Raw genomic sequence first — 17,401 nt, forward strand, 5'->3', positions numbered from 1 at the left:
AGCGACGTGAATTGCCGCTGGCCGCTGCAAGAAGATCTAACACAATGCGTATTGAAGCCGTCTCCGGAAAATGAGGCAAGCGGCGATTTTCATGAGCTCCTTCTGAATGGCCGCGAGGCAATCGAACCGGATGCGCAGTCGCTGGAAGCCATGCAGCCATGCGAATGGGCGCTCGACGACCTATCGGGTCTTTCCGAGGTTGCTTCCGTGCGGCTCGCTGCAATCGGCAATCTGCGTGGCGATGCCAGCAGCGGGCAGTGGCTTGCGACAGGTGTCGTGGTCGTCACCGCGATTGGCCTGCACGACGACCGGATTGGATAGCGGCCGCCCCCGCTTGCCACGAATGGGCGGAATGGCTTCGATCAGCGGTAGCAACCGGGTGACGTCGTGACGGTTGGCCCCGGTGAAGATTGGATCGAGCGGGATACCCCGCGCTTCGCTAACGAGGCCGGGCCGAGCTCGATCGGTGAGACTGTGTCCTGCTTCCTGACCTGATCCCGCTGCTCGCATTGAGGACGGATCGGTGACCACGCGCGACCCGTCGATGCGATCGGCTGCCCGAAGATTCGCGAGCAGAACCTCGTTCAGCCGATCCCGGATGCCCGCCTGTTGCCACTCGCGCAGTTCGCGCCAACAAATCATGCCCGAGCAGCCGTCCATTTCCTGCGGAAGCATTTCCCAAGGGATGCCAGATTGCAGCACGAACAGGATGCCGGTCGGCACTGCACGCACGCTCGCTCGATCGGTCGGTCAGTCCCAGAAGGTGCCGCGCCACCGATCGTCCCACCCTGTCCGACGGGCGCCCTGCTTCGGCCACCGTGTTGGCAGGGCCACCCGCGGTGTTGTGCCGTCGCGGCAGCAAGACAAAGGCCCACAAGGGCACGCGCCGCGCCACTCGACGAACACTAAAAAGACACTAGAAATCGCGGCGCGAACAGGTGCCCGGTAAACATCGCCGGCTCACCCGCTCGAAGGCCGTTGCCAGTTCGACCGGACACCGTGCATGTGAGTTTGAGCGAGGATCGAGACGAACTGGGTCTGAAAGGGGATCATGCGACTCGCTCGACGTCGCCGGCCCAGTTGTCGTTACTGTGGAAAACGGCCGGCGCCCCCCCTTCACTCGAACAGCCGCGTGAGGGGCACCTTAAACATATCAAGACGGCCCAGGTCGGTTGCTTGCTGAAAGTTTGCCGACGGCAAGATGCAGCAACCACTCCGGGCCCTTCAACATACAGCCGGCATCAGGTCGGCGTATTGAGGAACGGGATTTTGGGTGGTGCAAGTTGCCGAAGAATCGTCAAGTGCACATCGAGATTCACCTTTTTCAGATGATCAAGATCCATGCAGCCTCCGGCAACCAGCGCTGGTTCAAATCCGTACATTTCGTTCGGCTCGAGCTTTCCGAGCTTGCCGAACGCTCGTTCGAACAGCGGTTGCGTCGACATATCCTTGAAGTCACATTCATTCTTCGTCTTCGCACCGAAAAACGTCTGAACCCGGAAGTCCGGATTTTTCAGTGGTCTCGTTAAATCTCGCTCCAACGCAATAAGGGAATGCGTTGGGCATGAGACCGTCAGGCTTGGCCCGGTCTTCTCCCCCCACGCATACAGCTTTCCGAACGCCGTTCGCGCGATGACCTGGTAGCTGTCAACCTCTTCGAAGACCGTACCCTCCAGCCACATATCGAGGATGTCTTCGTATTCTTCCGGATTCACTATCCAGAACAAACCGTTCTCATAGCTACCCCAACCCTCTTCTGTCCAATATTTCAGAAGCTGGTCCGGCAATTTTTTTTGAAACTTTGCGATGCTTGCCGGCGGCACCTCGACCCGGCTGGTGGCCTCTCCGAAACTTTCAATAAACAGTTCAAAATCTTCGTCTCTCATCTCCCTCCCTTTCCTCAACAAGAATCCAGCTTGACGTTCATCAAAGCATCACCCCTGCTGCCTGAAATAGCATCCGATGCCGCACCTTCCATCGTCGAGAGGCGACCGCCTTGGTTCCAGCTTCCCACGATGGAGGAGTCGACGCTCGAGCGTCCCGTTCGAGTCGGGTCTTGACTTGCCCATCCCCCTGCCACCATATCAGGCTCATGCAGCGCTGCAAGCTTGCTCGCGACGGTTTGAGCCCGCCCGGTTGCCGTGGTACGGCCTTCCTCGCGCGGAACGGCTTCTCCATGCAGTCTAGCCCGCCGAGGTACCACGCCAGACCCACGAGTGGGCATTCGCCGTGACCAAGCGACGCCGGCCGCTGCTCGAACCGATGGGGCATTGCTTCGACGAGCGTGGCGCGTCGACCCGGGGCGGACACTGCCCCTCTGCCCCGACGAACACATCCGGCGCGTACCGGCGGCCCGCCCCTCGACAACCGCAATTCCTCCAGTTGCCGGCCGTGGAAATCGGAGACCATGGGAAAACTCGTCGCCATGATACGGACGGCCCGCATGGTCTCCTCCCTGCCCCCTCTTCGTTCAATTGCCGGGCGCCAGGTCGTTGGCAAACCGGTTCGTATAACCGAGCGTACCGACACCGCCAATGGAGTTGCACGTCGACGACGCGGCGCCGGGCGGACAATCGACGTCACGGTCGAACGACCAGAAGTGGACACCCACGAGACCATTCTGTTTCACGAACTGCGCAACGGTGTCCACATCTGCCGGCGTAAAGGTTTCGCCGCTCACATCGTTGCCGCCGATCATCGGCGTCAGCTCGATCTGGTTGTACGGCACACCCCAGTGATCGTGCAGGTTCATCGCCGCCTGGATCGCCGACTGTCCCATCTGGCAGGTGCCGTTCGCGACCACGCAGTTCCCCGCCCCCGCCGACCCGTAGTCCATCGTCATCAGGTCGATGGTGTAGTTCTTCAGCCCGTACGCCTGGATCGCCTGCATGACCCAGTCGCCATACACGTTGAAGCTGTCGGGGGCGCTGGCGCCCCAGGAGCTGGCCGTGGTCGCGCCCTGCTGGGAAGGGGCCAGTGTCGCGAGCGTAAAGCTGAAGCGCAGGCCCGGATAATTCTGCTGGGCGACTGCCACGCGCTGGACGAGATCGTTGATCACCTGTTGTGTCTGCCCGCCCTCGATATCGAAATCGATCCCGATGAGGTTGCTCGACGCATAACGATTGATGAAGGCCGTCATGCCCGCATCCGTCCCGCACGTGAACATGCCGGCCGCGCCGCCGGTGGAAATCACGTAATTCACATTGGCCGCGGTGAAAAGCGGCACATTGGCGGACGCCATCGCGCCGCCGTCGACGCCCGCCCAGTTCTCGCTGCCGCATTCACCGGTCGCAAACGCGAGCGTCATCGTACGGACACCGGCTGGCAGCACCGACAGCACCGGGCTCAACTGACCGGTGACGTTCGACGAGATGACGTTCGTGTTCCAGTTCATCGAAATCGTCGCGTCCTTGTACGGGCTATAAACGAATGCCGGCGCCGTGCCGGTACCCGTCCCGGCTGCCGCGGCAGCGCCCGTGCCGAAAGACGACCATGCCAACAAAAGCGCCAGCGCGCCCCTCAAGGTCGACCGCTTCTTGATTCCGGATTGGTTGCTCTTCATTTTCATGCCCTCATCGTGTTTTACGCATTACCGGCACCTGTCTTTCACGCCATACATGCCGGGGAACATTTCAGGAAGACGCGCTCCGCCCGCACGGACGTAACGGAAACCCGCCACGTCACATGGGCGGCAAGCGTCTGCACCATTGCTACGGACTACCGAATCAACATCGTGATCAGATCGGCCTTGGGGCTCCCCCACCCGGTGACCAGGTCATAGCCTTTCACCGCCGAGTAACTGCCTGCGGTGCCACTCGCAACATCGTGGAAGGTGGCCGCATAGGTGGGCGTCAGCGCGCCGTTGACCTGGTTCTGCGCGTAAATCAACGGATTGAAGTACCCGACGGGCGCCTTCCCGGACGCGGCGGCCTGCTGGTTCGCCAGCGCGACGAAGCCTGCCCACATCGGCGCGGCAAAGCTGGTTCCGCCGTACTCGTTCGCGGTGCAGCCGGCCTGGTTGGCACACACGTAGAAGGTGAAGTCGGCGTTGGCGGAGACGTCCGGTCCGTTGCGATAGGCCGTGGAGCCACGGTTGCTGGAATTGACCACACCGCGGATCTTTTGCCAGGACGGAATCGCGATCTGCGCGGGAGAAACACCGCCGCCGCTGTCGCTCCACGCCGTCTCGGCCTTCCACGCGCCTGCCGCCGAGCCCGTCGTCAGACTGGTCCCGCCGACGGAAATGACGTAGGCGCTGTCCGCGGGCCATGCCTCGTTGCTGGTCGACCAGGTCGCGCTGTCGCCGGACGCCGCAAAGAACGATTGCCCCTGGGCAGCCATTTTTTCGAAGTACGGATCCAGCGTGGACGGATCGGCCGGCGTCCAGCCCCACGAGCAGCCGATCGCCGTCGGCAACGGATTGCGGGTCGTCATCGCGGCGAGGATGGCCGTGTCGGCGGAACCGACGAACATCGTCAGGCTCGCGAGCCCGGGCGCCATGCCGATGGCCTGGGTCATGTCGAGCGTCTGCTCGCCGTCATCGCATCCGCTTGGGTCGCAGGACGTAGCGGTCCCGTCGGTCGAGACGAGCGTGATCGGGACGCGGTTGGTTTGCCCGACGTTGCTGAAATAGGTGTCGAGGTCGGCCAGCTCCGTGCCCGCGTATTCAAGCAAGCCCAGGTGTTGCCCCGCGCCCGTCAGGCTGGCGCCGCCATAGTAGGCCGCGCGCATGTCGCTTCCGAGAAATGACGCGGACGGCCCCGACCCGGTCGTGGCTCGAGGCGCGATGGCGTCGGGGCGGATGGCGCCCGCTTTCGCATAGTCAGTCTTCCTGACGAACAACGGATGCGGAATCGAATAGTTGTCGAGCCCCGACACGTGCCAAAGCGGAACCCCCATCGAGGTGGTCGGTTCACGATCGGGGCCGAAGAAGAGCCGGCCCTCCGTCGGATGCCGGTAGTAACGCAGCTTCAGGTTGAACGCGGCTTCGATCGCCGATACGGGCCCGCTCACCTGGATATCCATGCCGTCGCGGCTGCCTCCCTTCAACGTCAGGCCGTGATCGACGAGATATTGCACGGTCGACGCGTAGTCCGCCCGGGTCGGACCGAATCGCGCGGTGAATTCAGCCGGCGTCAGGTAATGACGGAAGTTCGGACTGCCCGGGTTGGTGACATCCGCGACGAATGCGTCCAGGCCTGCCCGGTCCCGCAGCGGAAGCACCACGTCGAGCAGCATCTGCCGGTCCGCCGGAACGGCGCTCGCGGGCGCCGCCAACGCGACGCCGGTTTCGGCCCGGACGTGGCGGGTCAGTACCTCTGCTGCATGGGCCGGCACCGTCGCGCCAAGCAGGGAGAGCAACGCGAATGAAAGCGATACGACATGTGGCATACGGCCGGTTTCATTTCTCGAACACCGTCTCTCCGTCATTCCGATCTGGTTCATGATTTCCCCTTTCGATTGACAAAGCTCCGCCCAGGTCGAATTCAAAAGAAAACAACCTTACAAATTGTCATTTGAAGACAAATTTCGATATTGATTCTGTTTTTATATCTACGACGGAAAACGCTACGACTTCGGTCAATGCTGATGAAGCATGTCGCACGCCACTTTCGCGCAACACCGGAAGTCCGTCACAACACGATGCAAGTGGTATCGTGACGTCGTCACGCAGGCCCGAGATAGCGGGCCCGCCGCGCGGCGGCGGATACCGATATTTCGGCGGTCAATGTAGTAAAGCTTCAGTCCGACGCCCGCACTTCGATTTGTTATACTACATAATCATCAGGCATCAACCCTGGAATCGATTATTTCCGCCAATATCGAAACCCGAAAATATTCACGCGATCGCATTGCCATATTGCAATTGTCGCCATTCGACAAATTAACCGGATATCTCGCAGCCATTTGGCTGATTGTTCAAATCAACGAAATTCAGGCAATGCGATCGGGCTTCATCGTATTGGCGACCGACCCGCGATGACGTCAGGTTGCCGTCCTTGATTCATCCACCGAACCCGGAGGCCGAACATGACTGTCGATCTCACCACCCAAGCGTCGACCCGCACCGCCCAACTGGTCACCCGGGTGTACGCGAGGCTCCTGCTGGTCGGCTTCGCGCTGGTGCCTGCCTATCTGATCGCCTACCTGTACTTCTTCCAGGACCCGTCGCTGAAATTCGAGAATCACGCCTTTCACGAACTGGCGATCGCGGCCGCCACGCTCGAAGGCGTGTTCGTCACGTATGTCTGCTGGCGCTGCTATCGCCTGTCGGGTGAGCCGTTGCTTCGCTGGCTTACGCTGGGCTTTCTGGGCTTTTCGCTCGTCTATGCGTTGCATGGCTTGTTCACCGGCATGGCGCATCACAATATCTGGCTGTTCCTGCTGTACGGACCGGCATCGCGCCTGACCATGTCGATCCTGATCCTGGTCGGGCAGCTCACCTATAGTCACAAGGCCGACAGCGCAACAACCCGCGCCGATCCCCGCACCTGGTTACCCTGGCTCGCCGTGTTCGGACTCGTCGACGTCGCGGTCGCCGTGATCGCCTTCTCGCCGGTGGCCGGCCACCTGTGGGTGCGCCTGTCGATGGAAGGCGGCGCACTGCTGCTCTCGAGCGTGAACGTCGTTGCACTGGTCATACGTCGCATCCGCTCGCCGCTGATGACGATCTACGGCATTTCGGTCACGTCGTTCGCGCTCTCCTCGCTCGCCTTCATCCTCGGGCGGCCGTGGAATCACATGTGGTGGCTCGCGCATGCGATTTTCGCCGCCGGCTTCTTCCTGCTCAGTTTCGGCGTGGTGCAGGCCTTTCAGACGACCCGTTCGTTTTCGAAGATCTACAGCCAGGCAGAACTGTTTGCCCGGTTGAGGGACGCGATGGCCAGGACGGAGCGCGCGCTGCAGGCGCTTCAACAGACCAACGAAAAGCTCGAGCACCTGGCGGCCACGGACCCGCTCACGGGCGCGGCCAACCGGCGGCAATTCATCGAAAGCGTGGAAGCGGAAATCAACCGGGCAAAGCGCAATGGCGCGCCGTTCTCGCTGCTCGCGCTCGATCTCGACCACTTCAAGGCGATCAACGACAGTTACGGGCATCAGGCGGGCGATCAGGTGTTGCAACGCTTCGTCGACAAATGCGCCGATGCGATCCGGCCGTACGACGGCGTTGCGCGGGTGGGCGGCGAGGAATTCATGGTGCTGCTGCCGCAGGCCGCGCTGGACACCGCCCGGTCGATCGGCGAGCGCATCCGCGCGGCGATCTCCGGCGCGCCGTTCGAAGCAGGCGTCGGCGAACCGATCAAGGTCACCGTGAGTGTCGGCGCCTCCGAATTCGGCCGGGACGGCGAGACGATCGACGCGATCCTGCGCAAGGCGGACGAACGCCTGTACCGCGCGAAGCATCAAGGTCGCAACCAGGTGGTCGCCGGGTAAGCCGGTTGCCGTGTCGGGGCCGTCTTCCGCGTCGGCGACAAGCGCTCTTCAATTCATGACGCCCCGGCATCGCCGGGCGCGTCATGTCGCGGCCGTATCAGAACGGACTGCGTGTCGTATCGCCATTGGTGAACACCGCGTCGACGACCTGATAGAACGCCATCGCCGTATCCGCGACCTCCCAGACCGCAAGGATGACGTGGTAGCCGCTACGCATCGGCAGCCGGCATGAGTGAATGGTCGGCTGCTGTGGTACCAGGTTCGCGTTCGGGTCCCAGTATGGCTGGCCGGGATTCTGGATCGTGCAGAACGGCGTGGGCTCGAACTGCGCGCGCGTCAGTTTTTCCGACGGGTTCCAGTCGGCACGTGTAATGAAGTAGTTCCAGCGACGCGTCTTGTGCACGGCGCTGAATTCCCATTTGAAATTCTGCACCGCGCCCGGCCGTAGCGGGATCTTCTGCCAGCGGCCCGGCGACTGCTCGTTCAGCACGGGCAGCGGGCCATTCGTGCTGGCGCCGGCGATTTCGCCGTCCTTCGGTGGTGCGGCATTCTTCGCGTCGTCCGGCGCGAACGAATCCGACAGGCCGCTTTGCGTCGCGGGGAAGAACTTGCCGTTCTCCATCGCGTTCGCGTGCCAGGCGTCGACAGGGCAGTTCGGATTCTGGCCTTGCGTGCACAGCACGATGCGCGAAGGCGGTTCGGTCAAACGGCCGTGCGCGTGAGCACCGGCCGCCGCGACCAGCAGCACCACGCCGGCCAGCGAGCGTGGCATGACGGAAGCAACGTACCTGCGGATGATCTTGTTCATGAGCCCTCATGGCATTGATGTCGAAACGGATATGCGCTCATCGAGCCTGTCGCAAGATCCCGGGCAGGGATTCCTGGCGACGCGTCGTCGCGCACGCTGATCGGCAAAAGCGGCGGTCGGATGAAACCTCGGCAGGCGATGATCGATCGCCATGCTTCCTGACAAATAACTTTCACCGATTCGAACCTTATCCGCGAAAATCGGAAAAATAAACTTCCCTCATGAGTAATTTTTTTGATTCGCGACATCGAAACATCCATTTTCAGGATGCGTTGTTCGTCAGCCCTGATGCAACGCGGATTTTGGTGTTTGACGATCGTGAATGATCGATCTCGATATTTCACGTTTGGAGGGCGCCGGCATGATCATCTTCATTGTTCAATAATTTTATTGGTTTAATTGAATTGAACTCGCAAACAATCGTAGACCAAATCAAGATTGCCACCGATTGCGAAGTAAAGATGTCACGTCGCCAGCCGTCGTCGAGCGAGAGATGTGAAAACCGGTGAATTCATGAGGTTGTGCGCCGCGCATCAGAGTCAGAGTTGCCACCGGGCGGGCGCCGCGAAGATCGGTGTCAACTCTCCCGCAGCGCGGCTTCAGCTCCGCCAGTCGTGATCACACGATGTTCGGGATCGGCACTCGATAGCGGCTAATCGCGCGCAGCGCAGCCTTGTGCTCATTTCCCACGGCATCGGAACGCTGAACGGATACCGTGTCGCAACACGGCCCAACCAATCTCCAAATGCTTCCTCGCAGGCCCCCCTTGATTTCGATGCAATTCGATATCCGGGAATCATCAATTTCCGGTTGAAAATCGCACCCGATCACCTATGCTGAATTTCGCGTGAAATGCGGTGCGCCGGACACGGCGAAGCAAAATATTCCCGCAATTGACGCGCCTTTTATTCACTATTTTTAACCCATATCTGGAGAGAACATTATGACTGCAGCGTCGCGCGTTCTGACTTCCCGGGGTGCGGAAATTGAAGTGAGCGTCCTTCGCGAGCAAGGCGCCTTTCACGTTACCGCCGTTGCGTGCGGTCATTTCGCGGCGCTCGACCGGCTGTCGCTACCGGTCAGCCAGATGCAGCTGCGCGGCTACGGCAGGAGTGTCGCGCAGGACCGGCAGGCCACGCCGGCGCTGAGCGACTACGTCGCCGATCTCGACACGGTCACGGCCGCCGGAGCGAACGGGAAAACCGTGCTGTTCGGCTACTCCCATGGCGGTTATTTCACGACGGCGTATGCGCTGGCGCATCCCGACCGGATCGGTGCGTTGATTCTGGTCGAGCCGGCGCTCTACACGCCGAAGGAAGACCTGCTCGAGCGTGCGCGGAAGGCCGCCGCGGGGGACAAGGCGGGCGCGGTCGAGCGCGTGCTCCGATACGTCGATCCGACCGTCGGACTGGTGCAGGAGCGTGCGACGCAGGTCGTTCAATCGATCGTCACCAACATCAACAGCGACAACCTGCTGGCCCACGAATTCACGATTCGCGCGGAGAACCCGATCTCCGACGACAACCTCGCCCAACTGCGGGTGCCGGTCCTGCTGATCGGCGGGACCGACAGCCATGTGAACTTCATGGTCAAGCGCGCGGCGCAGGCAATTCCTTTCGCCTCGGTGTTCTGGGTGCAGGGCGCAACCCACCTCGACCTGCAGGGCGACAAGCATGCCGACGCGATCTCGGGCGCCGTGGAAGCCTTCCTGAAAAGCGTCGGGTAAGCGGCGGCGACCCGCTCCGTGCGACCGGCCGGTCCGCGCCGGTCGCGCGCGGGCGGCTTAGCGCAGCGCGCCGAGCACGACACCGACGATCCGGTCGACGCACGCGTCGAGCGATTCATTGCCGGTGTCGACGCGCACTTCCGGATGCAGCGGCGGCTCGTACGGCGACGAGATTCCCGTAAAGTCCGTGATCAATCCCGCGCGCGCCTTTCGGTACAGGCCCTTGACGTCGCGCTGTTCGCAGACCTGAAGGTCGCAGTCACAGTGAACCTCGATGAAATCGCCCGGTGCGAACAGCGCGCGCACGGTCTCGCGATCCCCCTGGAACGGCGAAATGAATGCGGACAGGACGATCACGCCGGCATCGACGAACAGCCGGGCGACTTCGCCCGCGCGGCGGATGTTTTCCGTGCGGTCGTCGGCCGAAAAGCCCAGGTCGCTGCACAGGCCATGCCGGAGGCTGTCGCCGTCCAGTACGTAGGTTCGCTTGCCGGCAAGGTGCAAGCGCTGCTCGACCGCCACCGCCAGCGTCGACTTGCCCGCGCCCGACAACCCGGTCAGCCAGATGGCGAGCGCCCGGTGCGCCTGCTGTCGTTCGCGGTAGCGACGGTCGATCGACGGCGTTTGCGATCCGGTTTCACCAGCAGAATGCAGCATTCTCATCAATTGAAATCTCCCCAAAGTGTGTCAAGCGAGATAGCGGGCACGCGATGTCCCGTGCGAAGTCAGCGAGCGCCAGCGGTGGCGCTGTCGGCGGGCGCAGCCGACCAACCGCCCCCGGTCGCCCGGATCACGTCCACGGCCGCGAGCAGGCGCCGGGTCTGAGTCTGCGCGGCGGCGCGGTCCGCGGCGAGCTGGCTGCGCTGCGCGTCGACGACGTCGAGGTAGGTGGCGATGCCGCGCTCGTAGCGGGTCAGCGCCACCTGGTAGGCGCGCGAGGCCGACTCCTGCGCGGCTTTGCGCGCGTCGGCCTGCAACGCGTGCTGCTCGACGTCGGACAGCGCATCCTCCGTTTCGCGCAGCGCCTCGAGCAGCTTGTTCTGGTGATCGGCGAGCGCTTCCTCGTAGCGCGCCTTCGCCGCCGCGAGGTTCGCGCGATTGCGCCCGCCGTCGAACAGCGGCAGCGTCAGCGCGAGCGGCCCGAGGTTGAACTGGGTGGAATCGCCGTTCGTCAGTTCCCGCAGGTTGCGCGACGCGTAGCCGAAATCGCCGGTCAGTTGCACGCCTGGATAGAACGCGGCCTCCGCCACGCCGACCTGGGCATTCGCGGCGCGCAGGTTCGCGACGCTCGCGCTCAGGTCCGGCCGATGTCCGAGGAGTTGCGCCGGCAGGCCGACCGGGATGCGCGGCGGCGCCGGCAGCGGCGCATTCGCGCTCGCGTCGAGGGGCCGCGACGGCGCTTCGCCGACGAGCACCGCCAGCGCATGCTCGAGTGCATCACGCTGGCGAACCACCTCGTGCAGTTCCGCCTCGGCATTCGCCTCCTCCACGCGCGCGCGCGACAGGTCGAGCTCGTTGGCGAAGCCGGTGCGAAAGCGCGCCGTCACCAGCTCGCGCGTTTCCCTGCGCGTCGCGAGCGCACTTTCGAGGATGCGTTGCTCGGTTCCTACGCCGCGCCACTGCCAGTAGACGCGGCCGACCTGGGTGGACAGCAGCAGCGCGACGCCGGCGTAGTCGGACTGCGCGGCGAGGAACTGCGCATCGGCCGTTTCGACGACGCGCCTGACCCGGCCCCACAGATCGATCTCGTAGGTCATCGACAGGCCCGCGGCGACGTTGTTGCCGAGGATCAGCTGGCGGCCGAATACGATCGCCTGCTGCGTGTTGAGGGAACTGCGCATGCGCTGCGCGGACGCATTCGCGTTGATCGCCGGCAACTGCTGGGCGCGGGCGACGCCCAGCAGCGCCTGGGCCCGCAGCAGCCGTTCGGCGCCGGCTTTCAGGTTCGGGCTGTTGCGAAACGCGCGTGCCTCGAGCGCGTTCAGCGCGGGGTCGCCGAACACGGTCCACCACTCGTCGGGCAGCGGCACGGACGTCGCCTCGGACGTCGCATGCCGGTAACGCGCCGGGGTGGTGTCGGCGGGTGCGACGAAGTCGGGGCCGACCGTCATGCAACCGGACAGCAGGACGAGCATGGCGGGCCACGCCAGGGAAGTGAGTTGTCTCGACATGAAAATGACTTGGCAAGCGTTGGAGGCACCGGAAGCGCGCGCAGCGGCGGGCCGCTGCCGTGCCTGCCGGGGCCTGTTGTTGGCGGAACAGGCCCTAGCGGGACGTGCTGGATCGGGACGGCGTCTTGTGTGCGTCGGCGAACCAGACGATGCCGATGCAGGCGAACAGCAGCAGGCCCATGATCAGGAAGCAGTCGTTGAACGCCATCACGTAGGCATCGCGGCGCACCCCCGCATCGATCAGGCGCGTCACGCGCTCGTCGGCCAGCGGCCACGGATCGTCGCCGCGCGCCAGCAACGTGCGCGTGAGCTGCCCGATGCGGAGCAGCGTTTCGGGCTGCGCGGGCGAGATCCACTCGACCAGCCGCGACGAGTGGAAGTGTTCCCGCCAGGTCAGCAGCGTCGACAGCACCGCGATGCCGACGGACGCGCCGAGATTGCGCGTCATGCTGAAGAGCGCCGACGCCGACGCGGTTTCCGCCGGCGCCACGCTCTTCATCGCGAAGTTCGCGATGATCAGCATGATGAAGGGCTGGCCCAGCGCGCGAACGATCTGCGACATCATCAGCTGGTCGTATCCCGTGGTGGCGTCCATGGTCGTGTTCATCAGGCAGGACACGCCGAACAGCAGGAAGCCGAACGCGCACAAGAGGCGGTTGTCGACGCGGCTCGCGAGCGCGGTAACGATCGGCATCACGAGCAGTTGCGGCAGACCGGCCCACATGATCACCTCGCCGATCTGCATCGGCGTGTAGCCGGCGATCCGGCTGAGAAACATCGGGATCAGGAACGACGAGCCATACAGCGCGACGCCGGACACGGCCGACAGGATCGCGGCGACCAGGAAATTGCGCCGGCCGTAGAGGCCGAGATCGACGAACGGTTCGCGACGGAAGTGGTCGTTCACGATCCACGCCAGCACCCCGGCGAAGGCCAGCGCCGCGCAACTGATGATCAGCGGCGAGTCGAACCAGTCCTTGAGGTTGCCTTCCTCGAGGAACACCGTCAGCGCGCCGAGGCCGACGGCCATGCAGCCGATGCCGGTCCAGTCGGCGTGCCGGAGCAGCCCGGGCCGCGTCTCGCCCGGTTCGAGCCCGTAGACGATGCCGGCGACGAGCAGCAGGCCGGGAAGCCAGTTGACGTAGAAGATCGACTGCCACCCGTAGCTTTCGCTCAGGTACGCGCCGAACGTGATGCCGAGCACCGGCGCGAGCGTGCCGGTCAGCCCGAACATGCCCATGCCGGCGGCGCGGCGCGTCGGCGGCAGCCGCGTCATCAGGAGCGTCATGGCCATCGGAATCATGCCGCCGCCCGTGAACCCCTGAAGCGTGCGCAGCACGATCATGCTCTCCAGGTTCCAGGCGAGGCCACACAGGCTGGACGTCACCAGGAACGCGACAGCCGTGCCGATCAGGTAGTTGCGCACGCCGAACACGCGGCCGAGCAGGCCGGTGAGCGGGATCACGATGATCTCGGCCACGAGATACGACGTCGAGATCCACGAGCCCTCTTCCGGGGTCGCGGACAACGCGCCGAGGATGTCCTTGAGCGACGCGTTGGTGATCTGGATGTCGAGAATCGCGATGAACGCGCCCATCATGCTCGCCAGGACCGCGATCCAGGTTCGCGCGTCGACATGCTCCGGCGATGCTTGCGTGCCGCGCACGCCTGTGGAAACCGTGTTCATGGCCGTCCGTGTCAGCGTGCGTCGGCGAGCCGTACCGGCCCGGACTGATCGACGCGCACCTCGACCCGCGCGGACATGCCCGGCACGAGACGCCCCTTCAGCGCCGCCACGTCGGCCGGCGCCAGCGCGATCTTCACGGGTATCCGCTGCACGATGCGCGTGAAGTTGCCGGTCGCGTTGTCCGGCGGAAGCATCGAGAACTGCGCGCCGGAGGCCGGCGAGAAGCTGTCCAGCGTGCCGACCAGCGGACGGTCCTTCAGCGCGTCGACGATGACCGCGACCTGCTGCCCGGGATTCAGGCGCGTCAGTTGCGTTTCCTTGAAGTTCGCGGTCACCCAGACCTTGTCCTCCACCACCGCCGCCATGTGCTGGCCCGCCTGCATCGCGATGCCGACCTCGACGATCCGCTTGCCGATCCGCCCGGCCGCCGGCGCCCGCACCGTGTGGTACTCGAGGAATTGCCGCGCGTCCTTGAGCTGGGTCTGCAGCACGCGGATCTGCGCCTCGTCGACGTCCCGGGTGGCGGCGACCGAATCGACCTGCGCTGCGGCGGCCTCGACGGCCTTGCGGCGCGCGTCGACATCCGCGGCGGCACTGGCCTGGGTGGCCACGGCCGCGTCCAGCTCGGACCTGGCGACGGCCTTCATCTGTTCGCCGTACAGCTGGCGATAGCGCTCGGCGTCCTGGTTGGCGCGCCGCAATTGCGCCTCGGCCTGCTTGAGCTGCGCGCCGGCGCCGCCGACCTGCGCGCGCATCTGGACGACCTGTGCATCGTCGCGCAGCACCTGTTGCGTCGCGCTGTGGATCTGCGCCTCGATCTGCTCGATCCGGGTGCGCTGATCGGTCGGGTCCAGCTCGGCGATCGGGTCGCCCTCGCGCACGAACTGGTTGTCGGTCACGAACACGCGCGACACGACGCCGTTGATGCGCGGCGACACGATGTGCACGTGGCCCGTCACATAGGCATTGTCGGTCTCGACGTAATGCGCGCCGCGCCACGCCATGCGCGCGGCAACGCCGAGCGCGACGAGCACCAGCGCGCCGGCCAGCCAGACGACGCGATGGCTGCGCCGCGTCGGCGCGGCTGGATTCGGGCGATCCTGTACGACAGACATCTTCATTCTCCGATGGTGAGTGGCGATGCGCGGTCACCCGACCGGGCGTCGCCATATGTGAATCGATCGTCTTGCGGGGCTGCGGAGAGCACGGCCAAGGTGCCCACGTACGCGAGCGCCGGCGGCTCGTCGAGCACGAGGAAATGGCAGGCGCGCACGGGCGGCGCCGCGCCGTCGTCCAGCAGCGCGAATGCGCGCGCGTCGGCGCCGACGCGCAGCCGGAAGCTGTCGAGGCGTCGCCTCAGGCCCTCGCCGGTCGCCTTCAAGTAGGATTCCTTGGCAGTCCAGAGTCGCGCGAATGCGCGCGGATCGCGCGGCGTGCCGCCGCGTTTCGCCAGTGCGGCCGCCTCGAACGCGTACAGCCGCCATGCGAGCCTGTCGTAGGCGGCGCCGTCCGGCGCCTCGAGATCGAATCCCACCGGGCATTCGCCGAGCGCCACGCCCCCGAACGGCCCGCTGTGGGACAGATTGAAATGCAGCCGCGGATGATCCGGCAGCGCCGGCTTGCCGTGCGCGTCCGGCGCGATGACGAGCGAGCGCGAAGCGACGCCCAGCCATTCCGCCAGCAGCACGCGCAGTGAAGCGTGGTGCCGCGCGTACGCAGCCTGCCGCTCGAGCGGCAGGCGCCGCATCCGTTCACGCTCGCGCGCATCGAGCAGCGCCGCGCAACCGCGATCGTCCCAGTCGCCGTGCGCGACGGACCACACGCGGCATTCGACGGACGCCTGCGGCGCATCCGCGCGCAACCGGCGCGCCGGCACGTCGCGCCACAGCCCGCATGCATGCAGGTGCTGCGTATCGGTGTGCCAGCGGGACGCGTGGGCAACCGGGCTCATGCCGCGCGCCAGTGCCGGCAGGCGGCCCGTTGCTCGGGCTCCGGCGCGGCGGCCAGCGCCAGCGCGCCCTGCAACGGCGCGTCGCCGCCGTGCGGCGACAGCCGGATCTCGGGCATCGCGAGCGGTCGCTTGAGGAAGGTCGCGCCGAGCGCGCGCGCGACGGCGTCGGGCAGCGCGGGAAAGCGATGCACGAGCCCGCCGCTCAGCGTGATGCAGGTGCTGTGGAACAGCTCGACGAGATTGGCGCTGCATGCGGCGAGCGCGTCGGCCGCGCCGTCGAGCCAGCGCGCCGCGGCGACATCGGCCGGGTGCCGCTCGGCGAGGCGCTCGAACGCGCGGCCGGATGCGTAGGCCTGCAGGCATCCGTGCCGACCGCAACTGCACAGCGCGCCATGCGGATGCACGAGCAGATGGCCAAGCTCGCGGTCGCGCAGCACGTTGCCGTCGACGCAGATCCCGCCGCCGACGCCGGTGCCGAGCGAGAAATGAACCAGGTTGCGCGCGCCGAGCGCCCACGCGTCGGCGAGCGTTGCCGCCGTGCCGTCGTCGCACCACACGATCCGCTCGCGCGCGAACGGCGCGAGCGTCGCGACGACCGGCGCGCCCTCCCACGCGGGACGATTCGGCCAGCGCTCGACCCGGCCGTCGCGGTCCAGGTTCGGGGCGCTGGCAATCGCGATCGTGGCGGGCCGGCCATGGACGGCGCATTGCCGCTCGAGATACGCGGCAAGCGCCGCCAGCACCTCGTCCGGCGCGGGATGCATGTCGAGCCCGACGCGGTGCTCGAACACCGTGTGCGAGCCGTCGCGCGCGGCCAGCGCGATCTTGCTGCCGCCGATGTCGATACCGAGCCGCATCATCAGAAGCGCGCCGCGCCGTCGACCGGCACCACGGCGCCGCTGACGTAGGACGCCTCGTCGGACGCAAGAAACACGACGGCGGCCGCCACTTCGTGCGCGTTGCCGAGCCGGCGCAGGCCGATCTGCTCCGTCACGCGCGCCTCGTCCTGCTCGGTGTAGTGCGACTGGCCTGCGCTCGACAACGCGCCGGGCGCGACGACGTTCACCGTGACCCCGTGGCCGCCGACTTCCTGCGCGAGCGAGCGCGCATAGGCGTGCAGTGCCGCCTTCGACGCCGCGTACACGCCCTGCCCGGCCAGCCCGCGCTCGCCGGCCGTCGAGCCGATCAGCACGATGCGGCCGCTGCGCTGCCGAAACATCGGGCGCAGCACGCCGCGGCACAGCTGGGCGACCGCCTTGAAATTCAGGTCGAGCAGGCGATCGCAGTCGTCTTGCCCGGTCAGCAACGCCGATTTGCGCAACGTGGCGCCGGCCGCGCAGACGAGCACGTCGATCCGGCCATGCGATTTCAGTATCTCGCCGATGGTGGCCGTAACGTCGTCGGCGCGCGTGACGTCGAGCCGGACCGGATGAATTCGCGCCGCGACCGCTGCATCCGCGCGTGTCGCGTCGAGCCCTTCGGGGTGCGTGAAATGGCAGGCGACGACCGTCGCGCCCTGCGCGGCGAGCGCGCTGCAGATCTGCGCGCCGAGGTAACCCGAGGCGCCGGTGACGACGCAGATTTTTCCGTGGAGATCGAACATGGGTCTATCCGAAATTGACGT

At 65.2% G+C, this 17,401-nt stretch carries 14 protein-coding genes and 1 pseudogene; 2 read left to right on the top strand and 13 right to left on the bottom strand.

The window, feature by feature from the left end; genetic code table 11:
• Positions 1-36: 36 nt before the first annotated feature.
• The 5 genes and pseudogenes from ACPTTF_RS37520 to ACPTTF_RS37540 all read right to left on the bottom strand — a co-directional run.
• Positions 37-729 (bottom strand): annotated as a pseudogene (locus ACPTTF_RS37520) (IS5 family transposase); the annotation flags it as partial.
• Between the two features lie 512 nt (positions 730-1,241).
• Positions 1,242-1,886, bottom strand: a complete 645-nt coding sequence (locus tag ACPTTF_RS37525) for a GAD-like domain-containing protein (protein ID WP_423372522.1) — start codon at positions 1,884-1,886, stop codon at positions 1,242-1,244.
• 14 nt (positions 1,887-1,900) lie between these two features.
• Positions 1,901-2,335 carry a polymorphic toxin type 15 domain-containing protein gene (locus ACPTTF_RS37530; RefSeq protein WP_423372523.1) on the bottom strand — a complete coding sequence of 145 codons (435 nt, stop codon included), beginning with the start codon at positions 2,333-2,335 and terminating at the stop codon, positions 1,901-1,903.
• A 135-nt stretch (positions 2,336-2,470) separates the two neighbouring features.
• The gene (locus ACPTTF_RS37535; protein ID WP_423391209.1) at positions 2,471-3,340 is read right to left on the bottom strand and encodes a glycosyl hydrolase; all 870 of its coding nucleotides are present in this window, start codon (positions 3,338-3,340) and stop codon (positions 2,471-2,473) included.
• Between the two features lie 377 nt (positions 3,341-3,717).
• A complete protein-coding gene (locus ACPTTF_RS37540; RefSeq protein ID WP_423372524.1) occupies positions 3,718-5,445 on the bottom strand; it encodes a S53 family peptidase in 1,728 nt (575 codons plus the stop codon).
• A 585-nt stretch (positions 5,446-6,030) separates the two neighbouring features.
• Here ACPTTF_RS37540 and ACPTTF_RS37545 point away from each other — a divergent pair.
• On the top strand, positions 6,031-7,434 hold the full coding sequence (locus ACPTTF_RS37545; protein ID WP_423372525.1) for a GGDEF domain-containing protein: 1,404 nt from the start codon (positions 6,031-6,033) through the stop codon (positions 7,432-7,434).
• Positions 7,435-7,531: 97 nt separating this feature from the next.
• On the opposite strand, the gene ACPTTF_RS37550 is transcribed toward ACPTTF_RS37545, so the two are convergent.
• Positions 7,532-8,206: a lytic polysaccharide monooxygenase auxiliary activity family 9 protein gene (locus ACPTTF_RS37550; protein ID WP_423372631.1), complete on the bottom strand. Its 675-nt coding sequence runs from the start codon at positions 8,204-8,206 to the stop codon at positions 7,532-7,534.
• A 979-nt stretch (positions 8,207-9,185) separates the two neighbouring features.
• Here ACPTTF_RS37550 and ACPTTF_RS37555 point away from each other — a divergent pair.
• Complete coding sequence (locus ACPTTF_RS37555) at positions 9,186-9,968, top strand: alpha/beta fold hydrolase (RefSeq protein WP_423372526.1); 783 nt, start codon at positions 9,186-9,188, stop codon at positions 9,966-9,968.
• 57 nt (positions 9,969-10,025) lie between these two features.
• Here ACPTTF_RS37555 and cysC read toward each other — a convergent pair whose 3' ends face one another.
• The 7 genes from cysC to ACPTTF_RS37590 all read right to left on the bottom strand — a co-directional run bounded on the left by cysC (position 10,026) and on the right by ACPTTF_RS37590 (position 17,380).
• The gene (cysC, locus tag ACPTTF_RS37560; protein ID WP_423372527.1) at positions 10,026-10,631 is read right to left on the bottom strand and encodes an adenylyl-sulfate kinase; all 606 of its coding nucleotides are present in this window, start codon (positions 10,629-10,631) and stop codon (positions 10,026-10,028) included.
• Positions 10,632-10,693: 62 nt separating this feature from the next.
• The gene (locus ACPTTF_RS37565; RefSeq protein WP_423372528.1) at positions 10,694-12,139 is read right to left on the bottom strand and encodes an efflux transporter outer membrane subunit; all 1,446 of its coding nucleotides are present in this window, start codon (positions 12,137-12,139) and stop codon (positions 10,694-10,696) included.
• 94 nt (positions 12,140-12,233) lie between these two features.
• The gene (locus tag ACPTTF_RS37570) at positions 12,234-13,826 is read right to left on the bottom strand and encodes a DHA2 family efflux MFS transporter permease subunit (RefSeq protein ID WP_423372529.1); all 1,593 of its coding nucleotides are present in this window, start codon (positions 13,824-13,826) and stop codon (positions 12,234-12,236) included.
• Positions 13,827-13,837: 11 nt separating this feature from the next.
• Positions 13,838-14,941, bottom strand: a complete 1,104-nt coding sequence (locus ACPTTF_RS37575) for an HlyD family secretion protein (RefSeq protein WP_243771730.1) — start codon at positions 14,939-14,941, stop codon at positions 13,838-13,840.
• Positions 14,942-14,943: 2 nt separating this feature from the next.
• Positions 14,944-15,777, bottom strand: coding sequence for a 4'-phosphopantetheinyl transferase family protein (locus ACPTTF_RS37580; protein ID WP_423372530.1), 834 nt, complete (start codon positions 15,775-15,777; stop codon positions 14,944-14,946).
• Positions 15,774-16,637 carry an ROK family protein gene (locus tag ACPTTF_RS37585; protein ID WP_423372531.1) on the bottom strand — a complete coding sequence of 288 codons (864 nt, stop codon included), beginning with the start codon at positions 16,635-16,637 and terminating at the stop codon, positions 15,774-15,776. Before ACPTTF_RS37585 ends, ACPTTF_RS37580 begins: the two co-directional genes overlap by 4 nt.
• Positions 16,637-17,380: an SDR family NAD(P)-dependent oxidoreductase gene (locus ACPTTF_RS37590; RefSeq protein ID WP_423372532.1), complete on the bottom strand. Its 744-nt coding sequence runs from the start codon at positions 17,378-17,380 to the stop codon at positions 16,637-16,639. The genes ACPTTF_RS37585 and ACPTTF_RS37590 overlap by 1 nt, the downstream gene beginning before the upstream one ends.
• Positions 17,381-17,401 lie beyond the last annotated feature (21 nt).

Origin of the sequence: Burkholderia crassaminum, from assembly GCF_964265005.1 — a bacterium.
GTDB lineage: Bacteria > Pseudomonadota > Gammaproteobacteria > Burkholderiales > Burkholderiaceae > Burkholderia.